At 75.0% G+C, this 21,273-nt stretch carries 17 protein-coding genes and 2 pseudogenes; 10 read left to right on the top strand and 9 right to left on the bottom strand.

Annotated elements, in window-relative coordinates:
• Window positions 1-9 precede the first annotated feature (9 nt).
• Complete coding sequence (locus AC5L3C_RS34975; RefSeq protein WP_493653102.1) at window positions 10-969, bottom strand: ABC transporter substrate-binding protein; 960 nt, start codon at window positions 967-969, stop codon at window positions 10-12.
• Between the two features lie 92 nt (window positions 970-1,061).
• On the opposite strand from AC5L3C_RS34975, the gene AC5L3C_RS34970 reads away from it, so the two are divergent.
• The gene (locus AC5L3C_RS34970) at window positions 1,062-2,258 is read left to right on the top strand and encodes a hypothetical protein (protein ID WP_493653101.1); all 1,197 of its coding nucleotides are present in this window, start codon (window positions 1,062-1,064) and stop codon (window positions 2,256-2,258) included.
• Window positions 2,259-2,321: 63 nt separating this feature from the next.
• Here the strand turns inward: AC5L3C_RS34970 and AC5L3C_RS34965 are convergent, their stop codons facing one another.
• Together AC5L3C_RS34965 and AC5L3C_RS34960 are read right to left on the bottom strand one after the other, a co-directional pair.
• Window positions 2,322-6,641, bottom strand: coding sequence for a cation-translocating P-type ATPase (locus AC5L3C_RS34965; protein WP_493653100.1), 4,320 nt, complete (start codon window positions 6,639-6,641; stop codon window positions 2,322-2,324).
• 22 nt (window positions 6,642-6,663) lie between these two features.
• Window positions 6,664-7,260 carry a hypothetical protein gene (locus tag AC5L3C_RS34960; protein ID WP_493653099.1) on the bottom strand — a complete coding sequence of 199 codons (597 nt, stop codon included), beginning with the start codon at window positions 7,258-7,260 and terminating at the stop codon, window positions 6,664-6,666.
• Between the two features lie 268 nt (window positions 7,261-7,528).
• Between AC5L3C_RS34960 and AC5L3C_RS34955 the strand changes: the two genes are divergently transcribed.
• The 5 genes from AC5L3C_RS34955 (at window position 7,529) to AC5L3C_RS34935 (ending at window position 12,675) form a co-directional block, all read left to right on the top strand.
• Window positions 7,529-8,224 carry a nucleotidyltransferase family protein gene (locus AC5L3C_RS34955; protein ID WP_493653098.1) on the top strand — a complete coding sequence of 232 codons (696 nt, stop codon included), beginning with the start codon at window positions 7,529-7,531 and terminating at the stop codon, window positions 8,222-8,224.
• A 21-nt stretch (window positions 8,225-8,245) separates the two neighbouring features.
• Window positions 8,246-8,533, top strand: a complete 288-nt coding sequence (locus AC5L3C_RS34950) for a BON domain-containing protein (RefSeq protein ID WP_493653097.1) — start codon at window positions 8,246-8,248, stop codon at window positions 8,531-8,533.
• Window positions 8,530-9,279, top strand: a complete 750-nt coding sequence (locus tag AC5L3C_RS34945) for a metallophosphoesterase family protein (RefSeq protein WP_493653096.1) — start codon at window positions 8,530-8,532, stop codon at window positions 9,277-9,279. The genes AC5L3C_RS34950 and AC5L3C_RS34945 overlap by 4 nt, the downstream gene beginning before the upstream one ends.
• Before the next feature lie 208 nt (window positions 9,280-9,487).
• Window positions 9,488-11,152, top strand: coding sequence for an alkaline phosphatase D family protein (locus AC5L3C_RS34940; RefSeq protein ID WP_493653095.1), 1,665 nt, complete (start codon window positions 9,488-9,490; stop codon window positions 11,150-11,152).
• A gap of 155 nt (window positions 11,153-11,307) precedes the next feature.
• Complete coding sequence (locus tag AC5L3C_RS34935) at window positions 11,308-12,675, top strand: trypsin-like serine protease (RefSeq protein WP_125509393.1); 1,368 nt, start codon at window positions 11,308-11,310, stop codon at window positions 12,673-12,675.
• On the opposite strand, the gene AC5L3C_RS34930 is transcribed toward AC5L3C_RS34935, so the two are convergent.
• Entirely contained in the window at window positions 12,597-12,980 is a 384-nt protein-coding gene (locus tag AC5L3C_RS34930) for a hypothetical protein (RefSeq protein ID WP_493653094.1), read from the bottom strand. The two genes, AC5L3C_RS34935 and AC5L3C_RS34930, sit on opposite strands and share 79 nt — an antisense overlap.
• A 95-nt stretch (window positions 12,981-13,075) precedes the next feature.
• Here AC5L3C_RS34930 and AC5L3C_RS34925 point away from each other — a divergent pair, with 95 nt between their 5' ends.
• The 3 genes and pseudogenes from AC5L3C_RS34925 to AC5L3C_RS34915 form a co-directional block, all read left to right on the top strand.
• On the top strand, window positions 13,076-13,582 hold the full coding sequence (locus tag AC5L3C_RS34925) for a hypothetical protein (RefSeq protein ID WP_125509391.1): 507 nt from the start codon (window positions 13,076-13,078) through the stop codon (window positions 13,580-13,582).
• A gap of 941 nt (window positions 13,583-14,523) precedes the next feature.
• Window positions 14,524-15,189 (top strand): annotated as a pseudogene (locus AC5L3C_RS34920) (NAD-dependent epimerase/dehydratase family protein); the annotation flags it as partial.
• Window positions 15,189-15,764, top strand: a pseudogene (locus tag AC5L3C_RS34915) (glycosyltransferase family 2 protein); the annotation flags it as partial. The pseudogenes AC5L3C_RS34920 and AC5L3C_RS34915, both read left to right, overlap by 1 nt.
• A 180-nt stretch (window positions 15,765-15,944) precedes the next feature.
• On the opposite strand, the gene AC5L3C_RS34910 reads toward AC5L3C_RS34915, so the two are convergent.
• From AC5L3C_RS34910 to AC5L3C_RS34900, 3 genes are all read right to left on the bottom strand, one after another.
• Window positions 15,945-16,508 (bottom strand): hemerythrin domain-containing protein, encoded by a 564-nt coding sequence (locus AC5L3C_RS34910; RefSeq protein ID WP_493653093.1) that lies wholly within the window; start codon window positions 16,506-16,508, stop codon window positions 15,945-15,947.
• A 72-nt stretch (window positions 16,509-16,580) separates the two neighbouring features.
• Window positions 16,581-17,114, bottom strand: coding sequence for a DoxX family protein (locus AC5L3C_RS34905; RefSeq protein ID WP_493653092.1), 534 nt, complete (start codon window positions 17,112-17,114; stop codon window positions 16,581-16,583).
• 71 nt (window positions 17,115-17,185) lie between these two features.
• Complete coding sequence (locus tag AC5L3C_RS34900) at window positions 17,186-17,509, bottom strand: hypothetical protein (protein ID WP_493653091.1); 324 nt, start codon at window positions 17,507-17,509, stop codon at window positions 17,186-17,188.
• Between the two features lie 139 nt (window positions 17,510-17,648).
• On the opposite strand from AC5L3C_RS34900, the gene AC5L3C_RS34895 reads away from it, so the two are divergent.
• On the top strand, window positions 17,649-18,536 hold the full coding sequence (locus AC5L3C_RS34895) for a fructosamine kinase family protein (protein WP_493653090.1): 888 nt from the start codon (window positions 17,649-17,651) through the stop codon (window positions 18,534-18,536).
• 4 nt (window positions 18,537-18,540) lie between these two features.
• Here AC5L3C_RS34895 and AC5L3C_RS34890 read toward each other — a convergent pair whose 3' ends face one another.
• Together AC5L3C_RS34890 and AC5L3C_RS34885 are read right to left on the bottom strand one after the other, a co-directional pair.
• On the bottom strand, window positions 18,541-20,199 hold the full coding sequence (locus AC5L3C_RS34890; protein ID WP_493653089.1) for a catalase: 1,659 nt from the start codon (window positions 20,197-20,199) through the stop codon (window positions 18,541-18,543).
• A 71-nt stretch (window positions 20,200-20,270) separates the two neighbouring features.
• On the bottom strand, window positions 20,271-21,083 hold the full coding sequence (locus tag AC5L3C_RS34885) for an alpha/beta fold hydrolase (RefSeq protein ID WP_493653088.1): 813 nt from the start codon (window positions 21,081-21,083) through the stop codon (window positions 20,271-20,273).
• Window positions 21,084-21,273 lie beyond the last annotated feature (190 nt).

Below are 21,273 nucleotides of genomic sequence, written 5' to 3'. Positions count from 1 at the left end.
CGGGAGCGCTCACCGCAGCGCGGCCGTGGCCTCGTCGAGAACGATGCCCAGCGAACGCGTCCCGCGCCCCTTGGCCCACACCTCGGAGTTCACCTCGTGCACGTCGCCGTTGCGCACGGCCGGGATCTTGTTCCACAGGGGGTTCTCGGACAGCTTGTCCGACAGGGTGCCGTCCGTCTCGCCGAAGCTCATGGTCTCGACGAACAGCACGTCGACGTCCCGGACGAGTATCTCCTCCATGCTGTAACTGCCCTGCACGCCGCGCGACTTCCAGGGGTAGTCGGCGATCATCGGGAACATGCTGGCGGCGGCGTCGCCCTCGGGGGTCGCGACGCCGAAGTTCTCGTCGCTGCCGTAGATGATCAGCGCGGTGCGGTCGCTGCTGTTCCGCTGCGCCGCGGCCAGCTTGGTGCGGAACGTCTTCTCGGCCCGCTCCCCCTCCTTCGTACGGCCGGTGAGCGCGGCGACGTCGCGCAGATAGGCCACGCTGTCCTGCCAGGTCTCCGGCTGCATGGGCCAGAAGGTGGTGGCGCCCTTCAGCGCCGGGGCGAGCTTGCCGTGGGTGTCCTCCAGGCCGATCACGAGATCGGGTTCATGGGAGAGGATCGCCTCCACCTCGGGCGCGATGAACCCGCCCGGGACGACGGGGACCGTCCTGGCCCGCTCCTCGCCCAGGAAGTCCTCCTGGGCGAGGAGCGCGTTGTTGGTGGCGGCCGGGACGATGCCCAGTTCGGTCAGGATGTCGTCGCACAGCGCGAACAGGCAGACGATGCGCCGGGGTTCCTCGGGCAGGGAGATCTTCACGCCGTTCGCGTCGGTCACCTGCCGGGCCGGCTCGATGGGTTGCACGGTGACGTCGACGGTGGCCTCGCCGGCCTTCGCCTCGGCCGCCGGTTCGGCGGATGATCCGCATCCGGCCAGGACGGACGCGGCCAGGACGGCGGCGATCCAGGTTCGTGAGCGCAGCATGGCAGCCCTCGCTTCTTCTCAGGGGGTCCGGAACGCCATGAAGATACATGATTATCATTTTCAAAAGTTCACCCTGACGGCCGGGAGGCCCCATGACCGACGTTCCGCTGCTGCTCGTCTCCGCCCACGTCGAGGGGGTGGTGCGCGTCCTGACGGTGCCGGACGGCACCGAGGTCCATCGGCTGACCGGGCGTCACCTCTCCGAGCACGCCGGGTTCCTGGCCCTCCCCCACGGCAGGGTGGCCTGCGTGGACGACCGCAGGGGCGAGCTCCTGGTGCTCGACCCGTTCGGCGGCGACCTCGTCACCGCCGCGGTGCCCGTCGCGGTCCCCGCCGAACATCTCGCCGCTGACCCCTCGGGCCGGTGGGTTGCCGTCACCACCGGGCTCGGGAGGAACTCCACGCCGTGGTCGGACCTGGTCACGGTGGTGGATCTCGCCACGGGCGACGCGGCCCGGGCGCGTACCCGGGCCGACGAGCCGGGAGCCACGGTGCTGGGCGGCGAGGAGCCCCTGGTCGTCCTGCGGCACCGCGCGCCCGGGGCCCTGGCCGTCCACCGCTTCGCCGACCTGCTCGGCGCCCCGCCCGGCTGCCCGCCGGCCACGCCGCTCACCGAACTGCCGCTGCCGTCCGACGGACACGGCGACGCCCAGGACCCCGTGCACGGCGCCGTCTTCGCGGCCACGGGAGCGGGCGTGCACCGGGCGCACAGGGACGGCGGCACGCTCGTACCGGGTCCGCCGATCCCGTGGGAGGCGCCCGGCCGGGGCTGGTACCTGCGCCTGGACCCGGTACGGCGGGCCCTGTGGTCGACCGTGCGAGGCGGACCGCCGGACCCGGTGCGCTGGCCGGAGTGGACCAACCACGCCTGGCGCCACGACCTGGAGTCCGGCCGCACGGACCTGACCGCACTGGGCTCCGGACTGGTCTTCCGGCTGGCTCTCGCGCGCGACCACGCGGTGTTCGCCCGGATCCACCCCGACGGCGACGAACTGATCCTGCTGCACACCGGCGGGGGCCTGCGCCGCTGCCCGCTGCCCCCCATGGACGGCGCGCCGCGCCGGGGCGGCAGCCCCTGGGAGGATGTCCAGCGCCGCGCGGTGGCGGCCTCACCCGGCGCCGGCTGGGTGGCGGTCACACGGGGCGGCCACGGCCATGTCCACGTCGTCGACGCCCGCACGGGCGAGGAGGCGGCGCTCCTCCACGCGGGCACGGAACTGCGGCACGGCGGGCATCTGATGATGCGCACCCGGTCCGACGGCGCCGAGGGCGACCCGGTGGGCAGGTGACGGCCCGCCGCTCACGGCCCCACCGGTCCGCCGCTCAAGCCCCACCGGCCCGCCGCTCACGCCTCACGCCACCGGCCGCGCGATGCCGCTGCCCAGCAGGTGGCGGGTCTGCCGTGCGGAGTCGCCGAGGCGCAGGGCGAGACGGGACGCGAGGTCGTACAGGCGACGCACCGCTTCGAGGCGTTCCAGGCGCGGGGCCAGGACCGACAGGGTGATGGCCAGGGCGACGCCGAGCCATGCCACCGGACCCAGCGGGGTGCACCCGAAGAAGTGGCTGACCACCGGTGTCTGGACCAGGGCCGCCAGCACCGCCGCGGAGCCCAGGGCCGTCACCCACACCAGAGGGCTGTGGCGGCGTCCGGAGAGGGTCTGCACCAGCTGGGCGCCCACCACGCCGCACAGGGCCATCGTGGTGGAGCGGCGTTCCGTGCCGGGGGTGAGACGGCCGGTCAAATAGGCGGCGACCGCGCCGAGGCAGGTCGTCACGCCCCGGCGGCGGATCGAGCGCAGCAGCGGTGTACCGAGCACGTCGAGGCCCATCGGGCCGGTCGCGGCGGGCACGGCGGTCGACGGGTCGTCGCTCGGTGTCACCGCCACCGCCATGGCCGGGAACATGTCGGTGAGCAGGTTGACCAGGAGCAGCTGACGGGTCGACAGCGGTGAGGACCCGGACAGCAGGGTGCCCAGCACGCTGAAGCCGACCTCGCCGGCGTTGCCGCCGATGAGGATGCTCACGGCGTCGGCGACGCTGCGCCACAGCGCGCGGCCCTCGGCCACCGCGTCCACCAGCACGGAGAGGTCGCCGGTGGTGAGCACGATGTCGGCGGCGTTGCGGGCGGCCGCGGAACCGCGGGCCTCGATGCCGACGCCCACGTCGGCGGCGCGGATGGCGGCGGCGTCGTTGGCGCCGTCGCCCGCCATCGCCACCACCCGGCCTGCCTGCTGCAGGGCCTCCACGACGTGGAGTTTCTGCTCGGGTGCGACGCGGGCGACGACTCCGGCGCCGTGCAGCGCGCGCACCCGGTCGGCCCTGCCCATGGCGACCAGTTCGTCGCCGGTGACCACAGACGTGCCCTCCGGCCAGCCCAGCTGGAGGGCGATGGCGCGGGCGGTCTCCGGGTGGTCGCCGGTGAGCATGACGGGCAGGATGCCGGTCCGGCGCAGTGTGGTGAGCAGCTCCTGTGAGGTGTCGCGGGGGACGTCCGCCAGGGCGATCAGCCCGGTGAACTCCAGGTCGCCGAGCCCGGCTTCGAGCTCGGCGTCCGGGTCGGCCGCCCGGCACGGGCGCCGGGCGACGGCGAGGACGCGCAGCCCCTGTGCGGCCAGCCTGTGGGCCGTCCCGGCCGCCTCGTCGGGCAGGTCCCGGCAGGCGGGAAGGACCGTCTCCGGGGCGCCCTTGACGACGAGGAGCGCTCCGGCGTCCGCGTCGCCGTCACGGCCGACCGCCGCCGCGTACCCGCGGCTCGCCTCGAAGGCCAGCTCGCCCGCGGGGATCCAGGTGTCGTCGGCCGGGGCGGCGTCGAGCACCGCCTCGTCGGTGGCGTGCGCGACCCGGCGGCCATCGGCCGTCTCCTCCTGGGGGCAGGCGCGCGCGGCCATGCGCACGACCGGTACGGCGTCCTCGGCACCCGGGGCGAGGACGGTGCCGTCGGCCGTGGCCACCCGGACCAGGCGGAGCCGGTTCTCGGTGAGCGTGCCGGTCTTGTCGAAGCAGACGGTGTCGACCCGGCCCAGCGCCTCCAGGGTGCGCGGGGTGCGCACCAGCACGCCGCGCCGGGAGAGCCGCCGGGCGGCGGCCATCTGGGCGACGGTCGCGACCAGCGGCAGCCCCTCGGGCACGGCGGCGACGGCCACGGCGACACCGCCGCTGACGGCACGCCGCAGCGGGCTGCCGCGCAGCAGGGAGAGCCCGGTCACCAGCGCGCCGCCGGTGAGGGTGACGGGCAGGGCCTTGCGGGTCAGCTCCCGCAGGCGCGCCTGGATGCCGGCGGGCGGCGGCGTGCGCGCGGCCAGGGCGACGGCGCGGCCCGCCTCGGTGCGGTCACCGGTGTCGACCACGAGCGCCTCGGCCCGGCCCGCCACCACGGTGGTGCCCTCGAAGACCATGCAGGTCCGCCGGGGAACCGGCGCGCCGGGCGTCGGCGCCACATCCTTGGTGACGGGCAGGGACTCGCCGGTGAGGGACGACTCGTCGACCTCCAGCCCGTCCGCCTCCAGCAGCCGGGCGTCCGCCGGTACGACGTCGCCGGCGCCGATGCCGATCCGGTCCCCCGGCCGCAGCCGTGCGGCGTCGACGGTGACCGTGCCGCCGCGGATGACCCGGCGCGCCTTGGGCTGCTGCCGGGCGGCCAGCCGGGCCAGGGCCCGTTCGGCGCGCAGCCGCTGCAGTCCGCCGGCCACCGCGTTGATGTCCATGGCGCCGACCACCAGCAGCGCGTCGACGAGCGAGCCGAGCAGCGCCGAGGCGAGGGCGCCGGTGGCCAGGACGGGGGTGAGGGGGTCGTCGAGTTCGCGGCGGACGGCACCCGCCGCCTGACCGGTCCAGCGGGCGGGGGCGAGGGCGGGCGTGCGGGCGAGCCGCGCCGCCCGCTGCCGGGCCCGGCCGGCGAGCAGGGCGAGTCCTTCGGGCTCGGCGTCGGTGCGGGTGTGGCGCAGCAGTGCGCGCGCCTGGTGCGTCTCCAGGGCGTGCCAGGGCACGTGCAGCCGGGGCTCGGGCGGCGTGGCGCGGGCCACGCCCACTGCCTCGGTCCAGCCGGTGAGCAGGGCGGCCGCGGCGGCGATGTTCACCGGGGCGTGCCGGGTGAGCCGCTGCCAGAGCGGACCCCTGGGGGTGCCGCCGCGGGCCACCAGGAGACCGGACAGGGCGGCGCCCGCGCGGGCGAGTGTCTGGGAGCGGCGGCCGACCCGGCGGGCCGGCGGGATCGCGGTCAGCAGGCGCCACACGTCGGGCAGTCCGTTCGGGGCGAGCGCGTCGGCACCCCAGGTGATGGCCGAGCGCCGGTCGGTGAGGGCGATCGCCACGTCGCCCGCGGGCAGTCCGTCCGCGCTGTCGCCGTCCCCGTGCGCGGCCGCACGGGCGACGCTCACCACGATGTGCCCGTCGTTCTGCAGGGCCCGTACGACGTCGCCGAACGGCAGGTCGGCGGGGGCGACCTCGTCGGCGAGCCGGGTGATGTCCTTCAGCTCGGAGCCGCCGGTGACCACGACATACAGCCCCGCCCGGCGGGCCGCGTCGAGGACGGCCTCGGCCCAGGGGTCGACGGGGTCCTCGAACACGGCGTCGGCGGGCTGCACGGGGCCGCGCAGGGCCTCGGCGTGGAGCACCAGGGAGTCGGCGAACTCCAGTTGCCGCAGCCGGTCCCCGCTGCGGACCAGGACGCCGGTGCGGGCGAGGTGGGTGCCCAGCAGGGCGTCGAAGGCGGCGGGGCCGTAGCGCGCTGCCTTGGGGGATCCGGCCAGGACCGCTTCTGCCGCCTCCGAGGTGTCGTGCGTGACGAGGAGGGTGGCGGCGGCTCCCACGACGCTGCCGGTGCCGGCGTGGGCCGCGTACGCCTGGGCGGGCGTGACCCGCAGGGGCGGGCGGATGTCCGCGGGACCGGGAACGCTGGTGCGGTCCTCCAGGCAGACGTCGTCGTGCAGGGCCTCGAAGGCCGCGGCCCTGGCGGTCGCCTCGGTGAGCTGGCCGGTGCGCAGCAGTCCGTCCAGGACGAGGGCCACCGGGGACTGTGAGGCGCCGTGCGCGGCGGCGTTGGCGGCGGCGAGGAGGAGCTCCATGCCGCTCCTGCCGAACCGCTGCCGCAGCAGGGCACGGAAGCGGGGGTTCTCCCGCAGCAGGGTCACGCCGGCGGTGACCGCCTTGGGGGTGCGGGGCAGGCGCAGCGCCCGGCCCGCGAGGGCACCGGCCGCGCCGGCGGCGTCCAGGGCCAGCGCGGCGGCGGCGATGCGCACGTCGCGGGGGTCGCCGGGGTGCGGGGTCCCGTCGTCCTCCTCGGGGCCCGCGTCCTCGGTCAGGCCGAGGCGGGCGGCGAGTGCGACGGCGTGCTCGCTCACGCGGTCGCCGGCCGCGTCCGTCACGGCGGTCACCACCAGGCGGGACAGTCCCTCGTCCCAGTACGCGGTCAGCACGTCCGGGTGCGTGAGCAGTTCGGCGGCGGCCTTGCGGGCGAGCGGGGCGACACCGCCGTCCGGGTGGCGCAGGGCCAGGTGGACGCGGTGTCCGGCCCGCCAGTGCCGGTCCCGGCCGAGGGCGTTGCGGGCGACGTGGCCCAGGCGGCGGGTGGTGTCGTGGACGGACGTCACGCCCTGTGCGGTGCCGCGGGCGGCGCCGGCGGCGGCTCCCGCGACGGCACCGGCGAGCGGGGCGACGTCGAAGCGTGTGAGCATCTGCGGGTCCCGTGTTCGTGGCTCAGCGGGTGGGCCGGCCGGCGGGCGGCCGGGCGGGACCGTCGGACGGGCCGTGGTGGGAGGTGGCCTCGGCGACCTGCTTGAGGCCCTCGGCCGTGGCGGTGTCGCCCACCTTCGCGGGCTGCTGGTGCACGGGGCGGTCCGTGCGGCCGTCGCGGTTGCGGTGCGGGGTGAGGCGGTCGCCGGGGCCGGCGGGCCGGTCCGCGTCGCGGCGGTCGTACGGCCGGGCGGAGTCCGCCGTGCCGGGCCCGTCCTGCCTCAGGGCGGTGTCCGCCGTTCCGGGCCGGTCGTGCGCGTCGGCCGGCGACGGGGCCGCGCGCTCGCCGTCCGGCCGGTCGGTGGGGCGGGGCCGGGTGAGCCAGGCGACCGCCGCGCCGGTGACCGCGACCGGCCAGTCCACGAGACCGGCCACGCCGAGCACGCCGGCGCCCGTGTAGACGGCGATCCGGCGCCCGCGCGGGGACAGCGCGCCGAGGGCCTCGAGGGCGCCGCCGGCCGCCTTCTCCAGCCGGTGCCCGCCCGGCAGCCGGCGCAGGCCCGAGACGGCCGTGCGCAGGGGCTGCGGAAGATCCGACGAGCGAGACGGGTCCTGGTCCATGTCGACCTCCACGAGCGGATCCCTCAGGGCCGCCCATCGGCTTCCCTGCCTTCGCCCCATCTTGGGCGGTGACCGGCCCGCGCGCTTTTCCAGTACGCCCGAGCCGGTCTCCTCGCGCGGTGCGCGGGCCCGCCCGGAGCGCGCGCCTCTGCCCGCCGTGTCCGTGTCGGAAGGGACACGCCGGGTACTAGGTGCAGTCCCGGGCGCGGGGGGACGAGGACGGGGCTCAGCGGCCGTACGGACCGTCCGGCCGGCGAAGGGAGTGGTCATGACGGAGAACGGCGAGGACGCGACGCCCACCCGGCGCCCGGCGGCCCCGGACCTCCGTCTGGCCTCGGACGCGCGCGGCGAGGTGCCGCCGCCCGGCGTACGGCGCGAGGCGCGCGCCCGCGCAGACGACGACGGCCCGGAGCTGCCCCGCGACCGCAATCAGGCCATCCTGGAGGCGGCCAAGCAGGTGGGCGCCGTGCTGAAGCGCGGCGGGCACCTCTTCGCGCTGGCCGGCAGTGTCGCCGTGCACGCCCACGGCGGCAGCGGGAACCTCCAGCACGACGTCGACTTCTGTGTCCGTCCGGAGGACGCCGAGGCGGTGGCCGCCACGCTGCGCGAGGCCGGTCTGACGGTCTACACACCGCCCGAGGACTGGCTGATCAAGGCGACCTGCTTCGGCCAGGACGTGGACATCATCTTCGAGCTGGCGCACCGGCCCGTCTCCGGCGAGATGCTGCACCGGGCGCGGGAGCTGCCGGTGGAGTCGGTACGGATGCCGGTCCTGGCCCCCACGGATCTGCTGTCCGGCCTGGTGGCCGCGTTCTCGGAGCACCACTGCGACTTCGGGGCGGTCCTGCCCATCGCCCGCGCCCTGCGGGAGAAGGTCGACTGGGAGCGGGTACGGCGGGAAACCGGGGACGAACCGATGCCCGCCGCCTTCTTCTTCCTCCTGGAACGCCTGAAGGTCATCTGAACGCCCGCGGAAGGAGCGCCGATGAGCACCCATGACGCCGGCTCGCCGGCCGGCCCCCAGGCCGCGCCGAGCCCGGAGTACCGCGTCGCCCACCTCCAGGACCGGCTCGCCTGGGGCGAACTGGGCGAGCTCGGCGTGCGGGCCGAGGTCCGCGGCGGGACCGTGCTGGTCACCGGGACCGTGCCCTCGGCCCGGTGCCGCGAGGACGTCCTGAGCGCGGTGCGCGAGGAGCTCGCGGGGCTCGAGGTGCACTGCGACATCGTGGTCAGCGAGCCCTCCTCGCCCGACCACGCGGAGGAGCTGTCATGATCCGCGTCGCGGCCGTCGGGGACATCCACATGGCCCCGGAGACCCGGGGTGTGCTCCGTCCGGCGTTCGACACCCTGCCCGAGTGCGCCGACCTCCTGCTGCTGGCCGGTGACCTCACCCGGCACGGCACCCTGGAGGAGGCGGGGGTGGTGGCCGACGAGATCAGGGACCTGGGAGTGCCCGTGGTCGCGGTGCTCGGCAACCACGACCACCACGACGACCGGCAGGACGAGGTCACCCAGCTGTTGCGGGAGGCCGGGACCGAGGTCCTGGAGGGAGGGTCGGCCGTCGTCCGGGTGGGGGACGTACGGGTCGGGGTGGCCGGCACCAAGGGGTTCGGCGGCGGGTTCGTCGGGGCCAGCGCCGGGGAGTTCGGCGAGCCCGTGATGAAGGAGTTCGTCCGGGTCTCCCGGCGCTGCGCCGACGGTCTGCGGTCCGCGCTCGAGGGCCTGGCCCGGGAGGGCTGCGACATACGGATCGCCCTCACCCACTACTCCCCCGTGCCGGAGACCCTGGCCGGGGAGCCGCTGGAGATCTATCCGTTCCTGGGCAGCTATCTGCTGGCCGAGGCGATCGACACGGCCGGCGCGGACCTGGCGGTGCACGGGCACGCGCACGCCGGTACCGAGCACGGCATGACCACGGTTGGGGTCAAGGTGCGCAACGTCGCACAGCCCGTCATCGGCCGTGCCTTCCACGTCTACCACCTGCCGGTCCGCGAACGGGTGAGCGCGAGCACCGGCTGAGCGCACCCGCCGCCCCGGACGCCGTCGGTGTCACCGGCGGCGCCCGGGTCCGTCCGGGGCGGTACCGGCGTAGGGCCTTGCAGGTGAACACCCCGCACGGCGCGCCTTTTGTGGGTATTTCATCTGCTTAGCATGCAGGCTCCGTGCCTCGTGGCAGGTCATCCGCAGAACGGGACTGCCCGCGATCCGCCCCAGGAGAGGACCCCAGATGGCGCTGTCGGGCCGTCCCGGACCGTCGTCCGCGTTCGCCTCCACCCCGCACGACGCCGAACTGCGCGCCGCCGCGGGGCATCTGGCCCGCCGTCGCTTCCTGACCGTCACCGCCGCGGCCGCCGCCCTCGCCTTCACCACGAACCTGCCCGCGCGCGGCGCCTTCGCCGCGCCCCGGCTCGACGCGGCCCGGATCGCCGAGGACCCCTTCACCCTCGGGGTCGCGTCCGGGGATCCGCTGCCCGGCTCGGTGCTCATCTGGACCCGGCTCGCCCCTTCCCCGTTCGCACCGGACGGCGGGCTGGGACAGCAGCGCGTGGAGGTCTCCTGGGAGGTCGCCCTCGACGAGGGCTTCGCCCTGGTCGTGCGGAGCGGCACCGCCCTCGCCCTCCCCGAGTACGCGCACAGCGTGCGCGCCGACGTGACAGGTCTGGAACCCGGCACCCACTACTACTACCGCTTCCGCACGGGCGCCTGGATCAGCCCGGCCGGCCGTACCCGCACCGCTCCCCCGGCCGGCGCCGCCACCGCGAGCCTGCGGCTGGCCGCCGTCGCCTGCCAGGCGTACCACGACGGCTACTACACGGCGCACGGCCATCTCGCCCGCGAGGACGTCGACGTGGTCTTCCACCTCGGCGACTACCTCTACGAGTACGCCGTCGACTCCGCGGGCGGAGCCCGCGACTACACCGACGTCGTACTGCCGGACGTGTTCAACCGGGAGACGACGACCCTGGCGGACTACCGGATGCGGTACGCGCTCTACAAGAGCGACCCCGATCTGCGCGCGGTGCACGCCGCGCACCCGTTCGTCGTCACCTGGGACGACCACGAGACCGAGAACAACTACGCGGCCGCCGCCGACGAGAACGGCAGCGACCCGGCGCAGTTCCTGGCCCGCCGCGCCGCTGCCTACCGCGCCTACTGGGAGAACCAGCCACTGCGCGCGGACCAGCTGCCCGAGGGCCCCGACGCCCGGCTGTACCGCCGGCTGCGCTGGGGCACGCTCGCCCAGTTCGACGTTCTCGACACCCGTCAGTACCGCGACGACCAGGCCTACGACGACACGCCGCACGTCCCCGGGCCGGAGTCGGACGACCCGGCGCGCAGCCTCACCGGGGACGCCCAGGAGCGGTGGCTGCTCGACGGGTGGGGAGCCTCGACGGCGCTGTGGAACGTGATGCCCCAGCAGGTGTGCTTCTCCCAGCGGAAGCTGGACCTGGGCGCCGGGGCCAGGATGTCGATGGACGCCTGGGACGGCTACCGCGCCAACCGCGACCGTCTCGTCGCGGGCGCGAAGGCGGCCGGCGTGGCCAACTGGCTGATCCTCACCGGTGACGTCCATGTCGCCTACGCCTTCGACATCAAGGACGACTTCGACGACCCCGGCTCCCGCGCCCTCGGTACGGAGCTGACCTGCTCCTCCGTGTCCAGCGGCCGCAACGGCGCCGAGCGCCCCGCCAACTGGGACACCTACACGCGGGCCAATCCGCACCTGAGGTTCTACGACGGCCGGCGCGGCTATGTCCTGGTCGAACTGAACCGGCGGCACGCCCGCGCCGACTTCCGGACCGTCCCGGCCGTGACGACTCCCGGCGCTCCGGTCTCCACGGCCGCCTCCTTCGTCTCCGAGGCGGGCTCCCCGGGTCTGACGCCCGTGTGACCCGTCCGGGTGCCGCCGCGGCACGGCTGTACTGCACATGGCGGCCATCGGTGCCTCCAACGCGCTAACGGGGGCATGTCCTGACATCGGGTCGGGTGCGCCGGGAAAGGCCCTCATCGGCAGCTTCGCCGCCCCGAACGAAGGAGACGTACCGAATGGTCCCCAGTCATGTCCGGGCCGTGCGCCGGTCCGCCCTCACGGCACTCGGCGCCCTCGTCCTCGCCGGACTTCCCTCCGCCGCGGCGGCCGATCCCACGCCGGCGTCGCAGCCGGCGCCCACCGCGGCCCAGACCGTCGGCGCCGACAGCCCGTCGCCCCATCTGCTCGGCGCCCTCCAGCGCGACCTGGGCCTGAACGCGCAGCAGGCCTCCGACCGGCTGGTGAACGAGGCGGAGGCCGGCACCCGCGCGGGCCGGCTGCGTCTCGCCCTGGGCGAGCGGTTCGCCGGTGCCTGGGTGCGCGGCGACACCTCCGCGGAGCTCATGGTCGCGACCACCGACGCCGGGGACACGGCGGCGATCGAGGCCCAGGGCGCCCGGGCCGAGGTGGTGGAGCGGACGCTGGCCGATCTGCGGGCGGCCAAGGCGAAGCTGGATGCGGCGGCCTCGCGCGTCTCGACGCTCGACTCGCCCGTCTGGTACATCGACGTGCCGAACAACCGGATCATGGTGGAGGCGACCAGTCAGGAGGCGGGCACCGCCTTCGTCGAGGCCGCGGGCCTGACGGGTGAGGACGTCGGCATCCGCATGACGACGGTACGGCCGCGGCTGCTGCAGGACATCACGGGTGGTGACGCCTACTACATCAACGACTCCGCGCGGTGCTCCGTCGGCTTCTCCGTCACCCAGGGCGGCCAGGGCGGCTTCGCCACGGCCGGGCACTGCGGCAGCCAGGGGGCGACGACCACCGGCTACGACCGCACCGCGCAGGGCACCTTCCGGGCCTCCACGTTCCCCGGCAAGGACATGGCGTGGGTGGCCACCAACGACCAGTGGACGCCCACGCCCGACGTGAAGGCGCAGGACGGCCAGGAGGTCCAGGTCACCGGTTCGGTCCAGGCCCTCGTCGGGGCGTCGGTGTGCCGGTCCGGGTCCACCACGGGATGGCACTGCGGCACGATCGAACAGCACGGCGCGAGCGTGCGCTACCCCGAGGGCACGGTCGACGGGCTGACCCGGACGACGGTGTGCGCCGAGCCGGGCGACTCCGGCGGCCCGTATGTCACGGGCTCGCAGGCGCAGGGCGTCACCTCCGGCGGTTCCGGTGACTGCACGAGCGGCGGCACGACGTACTACCAGCCGGTGAACCCGATCCTGAGCGACTTCGGGCTCACGCTGGTCACCGCCGGAACGCAGACCGCACCGGCGCCGGAGGACGGCGCGCAGGCCTGGGCGGCGGGCCGGGTCTACGAGGCCGGGACGACCGTGACCCGCGACGGGGTCACCTACCAGTGCCTCCAGACCCACCAGGCGCAGGGCACGTGGGCACCCGCCGCCACACCGGCGCTGTGGCAGAAGATGTGACCGGGTGACGGTACGGCGCCGGCGGCGGCCCCTCGTGGGGGCGGCCGCCGGCGCCGTGCTAAGAAGCGCACGGCATCCGGCCCGCGCAGGGCGAGCGCGGGCCGTCCCATGATCCGGGTGCGCACCACGGGTCCCGCGGCGCTGCGCATCCGGTTGGGCAGCCAGGCGTAGCCCTCGGCCAGCAGGGGCAGGGTGCGGTCGATGAGGGGGCGGCTGAGTACGCCCATGGCCGCCGGGTGCCCGGCCGGTACGCCGGGATACTCCGGGGGCGGGCGGGGCACCCGTACGGGTGTGGTCGAGACCACGCGCCGAACGAGGCATGGGTCACGCCGTGAGGGGCGGAGGGGCGGCTAGCGTGCCGTGCGGTCCCTCACCCCGACGGTATTCGGACGGCCCGGCCATGCAGGCAGATCTCTCCCCGGTCATCGCGGCGACCGCGCAGTGGCTGACGCGTTCCTTCCCCGCGCCCGGCGGGGCGCTGGCCGCCGCGCTGTGCGAGGTCCAGGCGCGGCAGGCGGTGACGGTCGCGGCCCGGCTCCGGTATCCCACGGCGATGGACGCGGCGCTGGTGGCCGTGGCGGGCCCGGGCGGTTCGGCGCGGCTCGACTGGGTCACCGGCGCGGACGCGGACGGGGGCGTCTCCGTGGACGGCTGGCGTACGTGGGTCGACGAGGTCGTGGCCAGCTGGGCGGCCTGTCTGCTCGCCGAACCGGCGCTGGCCTCGCAGGCGGTGGGCGCCCTCGGCTCCGGCGCGGCGGGCGAGTTCCGCCGGCTGCTCGGCCCCGACGAGACCGACCGCCGCGCCTCGGCCCTCCTCCGGCACCCCGATCTGCTCGCCCCGGTGGCCGCGCTGCATCGCGCGTCCCTCGACGCCCGGCTCGGCGCCGACACCACCCTCGCGGCCTGACCCGCACGCCCCGGCCGCCGGCCGGTTGGCCCGGGCCACCGCTGGCACCCTCGACCACGCGAAGTGGGCTTCCGGGCATGCCGCCCGCCCCCACCCACTCACCCGCCGACCTGCCGAACGGCAACCTCCGCACCGCCCTCCACCAGGCTCCGCCCGCCAGACCGAAGGCCGCCCACCACCCGCACTCGTGCCACCGCGACCCCCGAGCGGGCCGCCCAGCCAGGCATCATCGCCACAAGGCCGGAGGCCCCGGGGGCCGCTGTCCGCACTCGCGAGAGCGCGGAGGGGGCCCCGGCATGCCGCCCGACCCACTGACCCACCCACGTAGCTGCCCGCACGGCAACCTCCCCGACGCTCTCCTTCAGGCGCCGCCGCGCCAGGCCGACGGCCCGAGCCGCCCCCTCCCCCGCAACGCGCCGCGTGCCTGCCCCGGCGAGCGGTCGGCCTGCCCCCTGGCGCAGGCCACCGCCCGTGCCGTGCGGCGCCGCCGCAGCCGGGCCGACGGTGGACGGGACGGGCTCCCGGGCGGGGCGGCGCTGCGAGTCAGGGACCGGGTTCCGTCCGGCCCGCACCCGTTGCCGCCCGTCCCGGGCCGTCCCCACCGAGATGCCGGCCTCCTTGGCGATGGTCCGCAACGGGCGCCGGCGGTGGCCGCCGGGGCCCGGACCGGCGCTCGGTGGTGGGCAGTCCGAGCAGGGACCCCGCGGTGCGCTACGCGCGTGGGGACCGCCCCGAGCCCGACGGCGTCGGGCGGCCCCGCTCGCGCACTCCCTCCGACCTGCGCGAACGGCGTCCTCCGTACCGTGCTCGCGCTGCGTGGTTCACCGGATTGCAGTAGGCGGCCGTGCCCTGCGCGGGGCCGCGGCCCAGGCTGGGCGAGGGGTCGACGGCCGCACCGTGCGGGCCCGGCACCGGCGCCTGACGACGGAGGGCTGAGCGACATGACCACCGCCATACCCCGGAGCTGGGGGCACGTCGTCGTCACCGGCGGCGCGGGCTTCGTCGGCTCCCGTCGGTGCACCGCCCTGCTGGCCGCGGGCTCCGCCGTCACCTGCGTGGACGACCTGAGCACCGGCCGCCCGGAGAACGTCGCGCCGCTGCTGGAACGGCCCGGCTTCACCCTCGTACAAGCGAACGTGGCCGAGGCGCTGCCGGTCGACCGGCGGCCCGATCTCGTCCTGCACTTCGCCTCCCCCGCCTCCCCGGCGGACTACCTGAGGCTGCCGCTGCACACCCTGGAGGCCGGCAGCCTCGGCACCCGCAACGCACTGCGGCTCGCCCAGGACGCCCGGGCCCGCTTCGTCCTGGCCTCCACCTCGGAGGTCTACGGCGACCCGCGGCAGAACCCGCAGGACGAGCGGTACTGGGGCAACGTCAACCCGGTCGGACCGCGCAGCGTCTACGACGAGGCCAATCGCTTCGGCGAGGCGCCGACCACCGCCCACGCGGACTCCCACGGCACCGACACCTGCATCGTGCGGCTGTTCAACACCTACGGCCCGCGGATGCGCGGCCACGACGGCCGCGCCGTGCCGACCTTCGTCCGCCAGGCCCTGGCCGGTGACCCCCTCGATCTCTTCCGCCCGGGCGAAGGCGAGGCCGCGCGATGACCGGGGCCGCCGCCCCGAGCGGGGAGTACGCCGTGGTGGTGCCGACGCTCGGCCGGCCCACGCTGGCCCGGTGCCTGCGGGCGCTGGCCGAGGCGGACGGTCCCGGCCCGGCACGGGTCGTGGTGGTCGACGACCGCCCGGACCCCGCCGGCGTGCCGCTCACCGCCGCCGTCCCGCCGTCGCTGCGCACGCGCACCCTCGTGGTGCCCGGCGGGGGGCGGGGACCGGCCGCCGCCCGCAACACCGGATGGCGGGCCGCCGGGGACGTCCCGTGGATCGTGTTCCTCGACGACGACGTGATACCCGGGCCCACCTGGGCCGACGACCTCGCCCTCGACCTCGCCGGGGCGAGTGTCGCGACCGCCGGGATCGCGGCGCGGATCGACGTGCCGCTGCCGTCCGACCGCCGGCCCACCGACTGGGAGCGCCACACCGCCGGTCTCGCCGGTGCCCGCTGGATCACCGCCGACCTGGTGTACCGCCGTCGGGCGGGCGAGGAAGACACAGTGCGCTACTCGGAGACGAGCCGGAGGGCCCGGCGGAGGAGGGCGCGGGGAGCGGAACGCCGGCTGCGCTGCGCGGCGGCTCCCGGCACCGGGACGGGGCGCGGACCATGGTGGCAGAAGGGGACGCCGCCGAGTCGGTTCCGGGCGGCCGGTGGATCACCGGGGTGCGCGGGTCAAGGGTGCTGTGGTTCCGGGGAGTTGGGGTGGTGAGTGTGGTTGCTCACAGGGGGCACCTCACCCGTGGTGTCAGTCGAGCTTGCCGCGTCCCCTCAGGGCGTCGCGGAGCCGGTCGACCATGCCGGCGCCCGGTGCCAGGAGCTTGTTCGCGGGCGGCTTGTCGGGAGCGGCCGGGTGCGGCCGGGTGGGGGCCGTCTTCTTCGCCTGGCGGACCTTCTCGCCGAGCTTGTCGAGCTGCTCCGGGGAGCAGGCGGCGCGCAGCCGCGGGAAGAGGTTCTGCTCCTCGTCGGCGATGTGCTCGCGGATCTCGCTCATCAGCATGCCGATGAGCCGGTCGAACTCGGCGTCGCCCGCGTCATGGCCTTCCAGGTCCTTCATGGTCCGCTCGGCCGTGGCGTGGTCCTCGAGCTCCTGGTCGGCCAGCGCGTCCCCGTCGGGCAGGTGTTCGCGTACGGCCGGGTAGAGGTAGGCCTCCTCGGCCACCGAGTGGCGGACGAGTTCGATGGTGGCCTGGTCGGCGTACACCTTGCGGTCCTTGTGGCCGGGCGGCAATTCCTCGATCTTGCCGAAGAGCTCCTCGACTTCCCGGTGATCGGTCACCAGTTCGTCGATGACGTTGCCTCCGTGTCCCATGTCCTTCTCCTCCGGTTCGTGGTGGCGCCCGGCCGGGTCCACTCCGCTCCCGGGTCCCCGCACCGCCGCGGGTCAGCAGGAGAGCTTGGCGCGGACGCGGCCGGCCAGGGCGGCGGGCCCGGCGCCGGCCCGGACGGAGTGGCGTACGAGGTGGGCGTCGCGCCGCAGGTCGTGGGCCGCGTGCCGGCCGCGCCAGATCAGTGAGGGGGCGGAACCGGTGTCGTCGGCGGCGATCAGCAGTCCGCCGAGCATGGAGAGGTTCTTCAGGAAGTGGATGCGCTGCTGGACCTTGCGGTCGGGGTCCTCCTCCTCCCAGAAGCGGTGCGCGGCCAGGGTCGTGGGCACGAGCGTGAGGGCGATCGCGAGCGCGGCCGGGCGCGACATGCGTCCGGTGGCCAGCATCAGCCCGCCCACGACCTGGACGGCGCCGTTGAGGCGGACGCAGTCCTCGGTGCTGTCCGGCAGCAGCGGCACGCGGTCGGTGACCGGCCGGACGACGGGCTCCGCGATCTGAGTGACGTTCTCGGGGTGGCGGACGGAATCCAGCCCGCCGGCGACGAACATCGACGCCAGCATGGGCCGGCCGAGGACACGCAACAGACTCATGGCCTACTCCTGGGGTGGGGTGGTGCGGGTGCGCCGGGTTCCCGCCGGGGGCGGGGGCATGCGACGGTCCGTCACCAGAACCGGGTGGTGAGCGCGGGCCGGTGGACCGCCTCGACGGCGTCGCGCAGGCACAGGGCGACGCCGATGATGGTGCGCAGGACCGAGGGCCGCACGGTCTGCGCGGTCTCCGTGGCCAGGACCAGCAGACAGCCCGCCGCCTGTTCGACCACGGAGACCGGGAGGGTGTAGTCGCTGTCGGCGGCCGCGCGGAACGCCTTCAGCGGGATTCCGGCCCCGTCGACCGTCCGCCGGGCGGCCTGCTCCAGGTGCTGTGCGGCCTGTTCGCAGAGTGCGGCGGGCAGGGTGAGGGTGCGCTGGAACGATGAACTGGTCATGGTCCCAGAGGTCCCCCGGAGCGGCTCCGTTCGATCGGCACGCGGCGGGATTTCACCGTCCTGCGCGAGCGTTCGGCGGCGGACGCGGCCCGGGGCGGCTCGTACGCTGGGCGTGCCCCCGCATGAGAGGAGACCGCGCATGCCCCTCCCCACCGGTCCCGGCGCGCCGGACGGTGACGGGCCGGAGTCCGTGGCGGCCCGGCTCACCGGACGGGCGGTCACCGGTGTGCGTCCCGTGTCCGGTTCACTGACCGAGGCGGTGCTCGACGACGGCCGGATGGTGGTCGTGAAGCGGACCGAGGACGCGCGCGCCGCCCGGGCCGAGGCGGCCGGGCTGCGCTGGCTCGCCGGTGCCAGGGCGGTTCGGGTGCCCGAGGTGCACGGTCACGACGCGCGGTGGCTGGTCGTCGACCGGGTGGCCCGGGGGCGGCCCACGCGGGAGGCGGCCGTGCGGTTCGGCCGGGACCTCGCGGCCCTGCACGCGGCCGGTGCGCCGGCGTTCGGGACGCCTCCGCCGGGCGGTCCGGTGGAGGCGTACATCGGGCTCGCCCCGATGCGCAACGTCACCGGCGGCGACTGGCCCGGCTGGTACGCCGAGCACCGGGTACTGCCGTATCTGCGCCGCGCGGTCGACGAGGGCACCGTCCGCCCGGACGAGGCGGGCGTCGTCGAGCGGGTCTGTGAGCGGCTGCCGGACCTGGCCGGACCGGCCGAGCCGCCCGCGCGCCTCCACGGCGACCTGTGGAACGGCAATGTGCTGTGGGGTGCGGACGGCCAGGTCCGGCTGATCGACCCCGCGGCCCATGGCGGGCACCGGGAGACCGACCTGGCGATGCTCGCTCTCTTCGGCTGTCCCCAACTGCCGGCGGTGCTCGAGGGCTACCGGGAGACGGCTCCGCTCGTCGGCGGGTGGGAGGCGCGCGTGGGCGTGCACCAGTTGTTCCCGCTGCTGGTGCACGCCGTGCTGTTCGGCCGCGGCTACGCCGAGCAGGCGCTCGCGGTGGCGCGGGCGGCCGCCGCCGGGTGAGCGGTCAGCGGGTCACCACGTGCCGCGTGTCGGGGACGCAGTGGGTCATGGTGAGACCTTCCACGTCGCGCGGCGGGTTGTCGCCCAGACCGGCGAGCCGCTTGCGGTCCTCCTCCGTGAGGCTCTGTCCGGGCAGGGGCTCGAGGTGGGCGACGTCCTCCGGCATGATGCCGAGGCCCTCGCCGACCCTGAGGCCGAGGTCGTTCTCGACCAGCAGGAAGTGCCACACCATGCGCTCCTGGACGGCGCGGTCGCACTGGGAGATCAGGTCGGTGAAGTTCTTCACCAGGTCGTCGCGCTCCCAGTCCTGCAGGAGCAGATAGCGCTGCCCGGCCTGCTGGTAGTCGTTGGCGCGCTCGATGCGGGCGCGGGTGAGCCGGCCGCGGATCTCCGGGCCCTGCTCGTCGTGCGTGGGGTATTCACCCTCGCGCAGGCCGCCGGTGATCGACGGCTCGTAGTTCACGCTGGGGTTCTCCCCGGCGGCGTCGACGACGTACGTCATCTGTCCGTCGCGCTGGTTGGTGCGCACGTCCGCGTGCTTGGGCCGGTTCACCGGCAGCTGGAGGTAGTTGGGGCCGACGCGGTGGCGCTGGGTGTCGCTGTAGGAGAAGGTCCGGCCGACGAGCATCTTGTCGTCGGAGAAGTCCAGACCGTCGACCAGGACGCCGGTGCCGAAGGAGATCTGCTCGTTCTCGGCGAAGAAGTCGGCGGGCATCCGGTCGAGCACCATACGGCCCACCGGCTTGGGCGGGAAGTCCTGCTCGGGCCAGGTCTTGGTGTCGTCCAGCGGGTCGAAGTCCAGCTCCGGGTGGTCGTGGTCGTCCATCATCTGGACGAGGAGTTCCCACTCCGGGTACTCGCCGCGCCCGACCGCCTCGTAGAGGTCCTTCGTGGCGTGGCCGAGCCCGTCGGCCTGGACGTTGGCCGCGTCCTCCTCGGTCATGCCGCGCACGCCCTGCTTGGGCATCCAGTGGTACTTGACCAGTTTGGTCTCGCCCTCGGTGTTGACCCACTTGTAGGTGTTCACGCCGAAGCCCTGCATGTGGCGGTAGTCCGCCGGGATGCCGCGCGGGCTGAAGAGGTTGACCAGCATGTGCATGCACTCGGGTGTCTGCGACATGAAGTCGAAGATGCGGCGCGGCTGCTGTTCGAAGGTGACCGGGTCGGGTTTGAGGGCGTGGATGACGTCCGGGAACTTGATGGCGTCGCGGATGAAGAAGACGCCCAGGTTGTTGCCGACGAGGTCCCAGTTGCCGTCCTCCGTGTAGAACTTCACGGCGAAGCCGCGGGGGTCGCGGGCGGCCTCGGAGGAGTCGCGGCCGCCGATGACCGTGGAGAAGCGGACGGCGACGTCGGTGCGCCTGCCCTTCTCCTGGAAGAGCTTTGCGCGGGTGTGGCGGGAGACCGGCTCGTCGCCCCAGGTGCCGTACGCCTCGAAGAAGCCGTACGCGGTGACGCCGCGGGCGTGCACGACGCGCTCGGGGATGCGCTCCCGGTCGAAGTGGCTGATCTTCTCCAGGAAGTGGTAGTTCTCCAGCGTGGCCGGGCCCCGGGAGCCGACGGTGCGCTGGTTCTGGTTGTCGTAGACCGGGTGGCCCTGGCGGTTGGTGAGTACCTTGCGGTCGTCACCCGGAGCGGGACCCCGGCTCGAAACGTCCGTCATGATCGTGTCGGCTCCTTGCGCTGCTCGTCGCCCCCCGGGTCGCGTGCGTACGGGGGTCATGCTGCCGCGCCTCAGCCGGGGCGGCGACCCGGGGACTCCTCCCGGACAGGGGCCGGGGTGAGGAAGCGGTCCAGGGCGGCGGTGAGTTCCGCGGGCTTCTCCACGGGGAGTTCGTGGCCCGCGTCGAGGATGCGGATCTCGGCGTCCCGGTAGTCCTTGGCCATGCGCAGCATCTGGTGCGCCGGGAGCTGGATGTCGTGGTAGCCGTGCACCATCAGGGTGGGGACGCGGATCTCGCCGGCGCAGTCGAGGACGTCGAAGGCGCGCATCGCGGAGTACAGGGTCATGACGACCTCGCGGGGCGTGGCCGCCGAGGCGCGGATGTACTCCTTGACCTCCTGGCGGGGGTGGCCGGGGGCGAAGGCGCGCTGGATGTTGGCGGCGACGAACAGCCGGAACGGCACCCGGGCGGACGCCGCCATCAGCAGCGCCCGGTACCTGCTGTACGTCATCCTGCCGATGGAGTTCACCAGCACCAGCCGTTCCACCCGCGCGGGGTGGGCGAGGGCGAGGGTCTGGGCCGTCATGCCGCCCATCGAGTGACCGACGGGGACGAACCGGTCGACGCCGAGATGGTCGAGGAGGACGATGACGTCGTGCGCGAGGGCCTCGATGGTGTGTGCCCCGCCGCCGCTGCTCTCGCCGTGTCCGCGCAGGTCGAGGCGGATCACCCGGCGGTGGGGGGCGAAGTGCGCCATCTGGTGGTCCCAGCGGTGCCGGTCGGCGGTCCACCCGTGGAGGAACACCAGGGGCGCGCCGCCGGCGTCGCGCGGGCCCTCGTCGTCGTAGGTCAGGTCCGCGCCGTCGACAGCGAGCGTGGGCATGGGGCGTCGCCTCCTGGGATCCCAGCGGTTACCGACCGGTAGGGTAGCGGTCGGCCGCCGGGCCGTCAGCGCCTTGCGCCGCGGGGGCGCGCAAACCGTCCGGAACCACTCGGGCCCGGCGTCGCACCGCGCACGAGGTCCGGGTCCGCGAAACCGGTGCCGGCCGCCGTTCGGGCGGGCGCACGGCAGC

The sequence above is a fragment of the Streptomyces speibonae genome, from assembly GCF_984686075.1.
The sequence above is the reverse complement of the archived record's forward strand: the minus strand, read 5'-3'. Positions and strand labels throughout refer to the sequence as shown.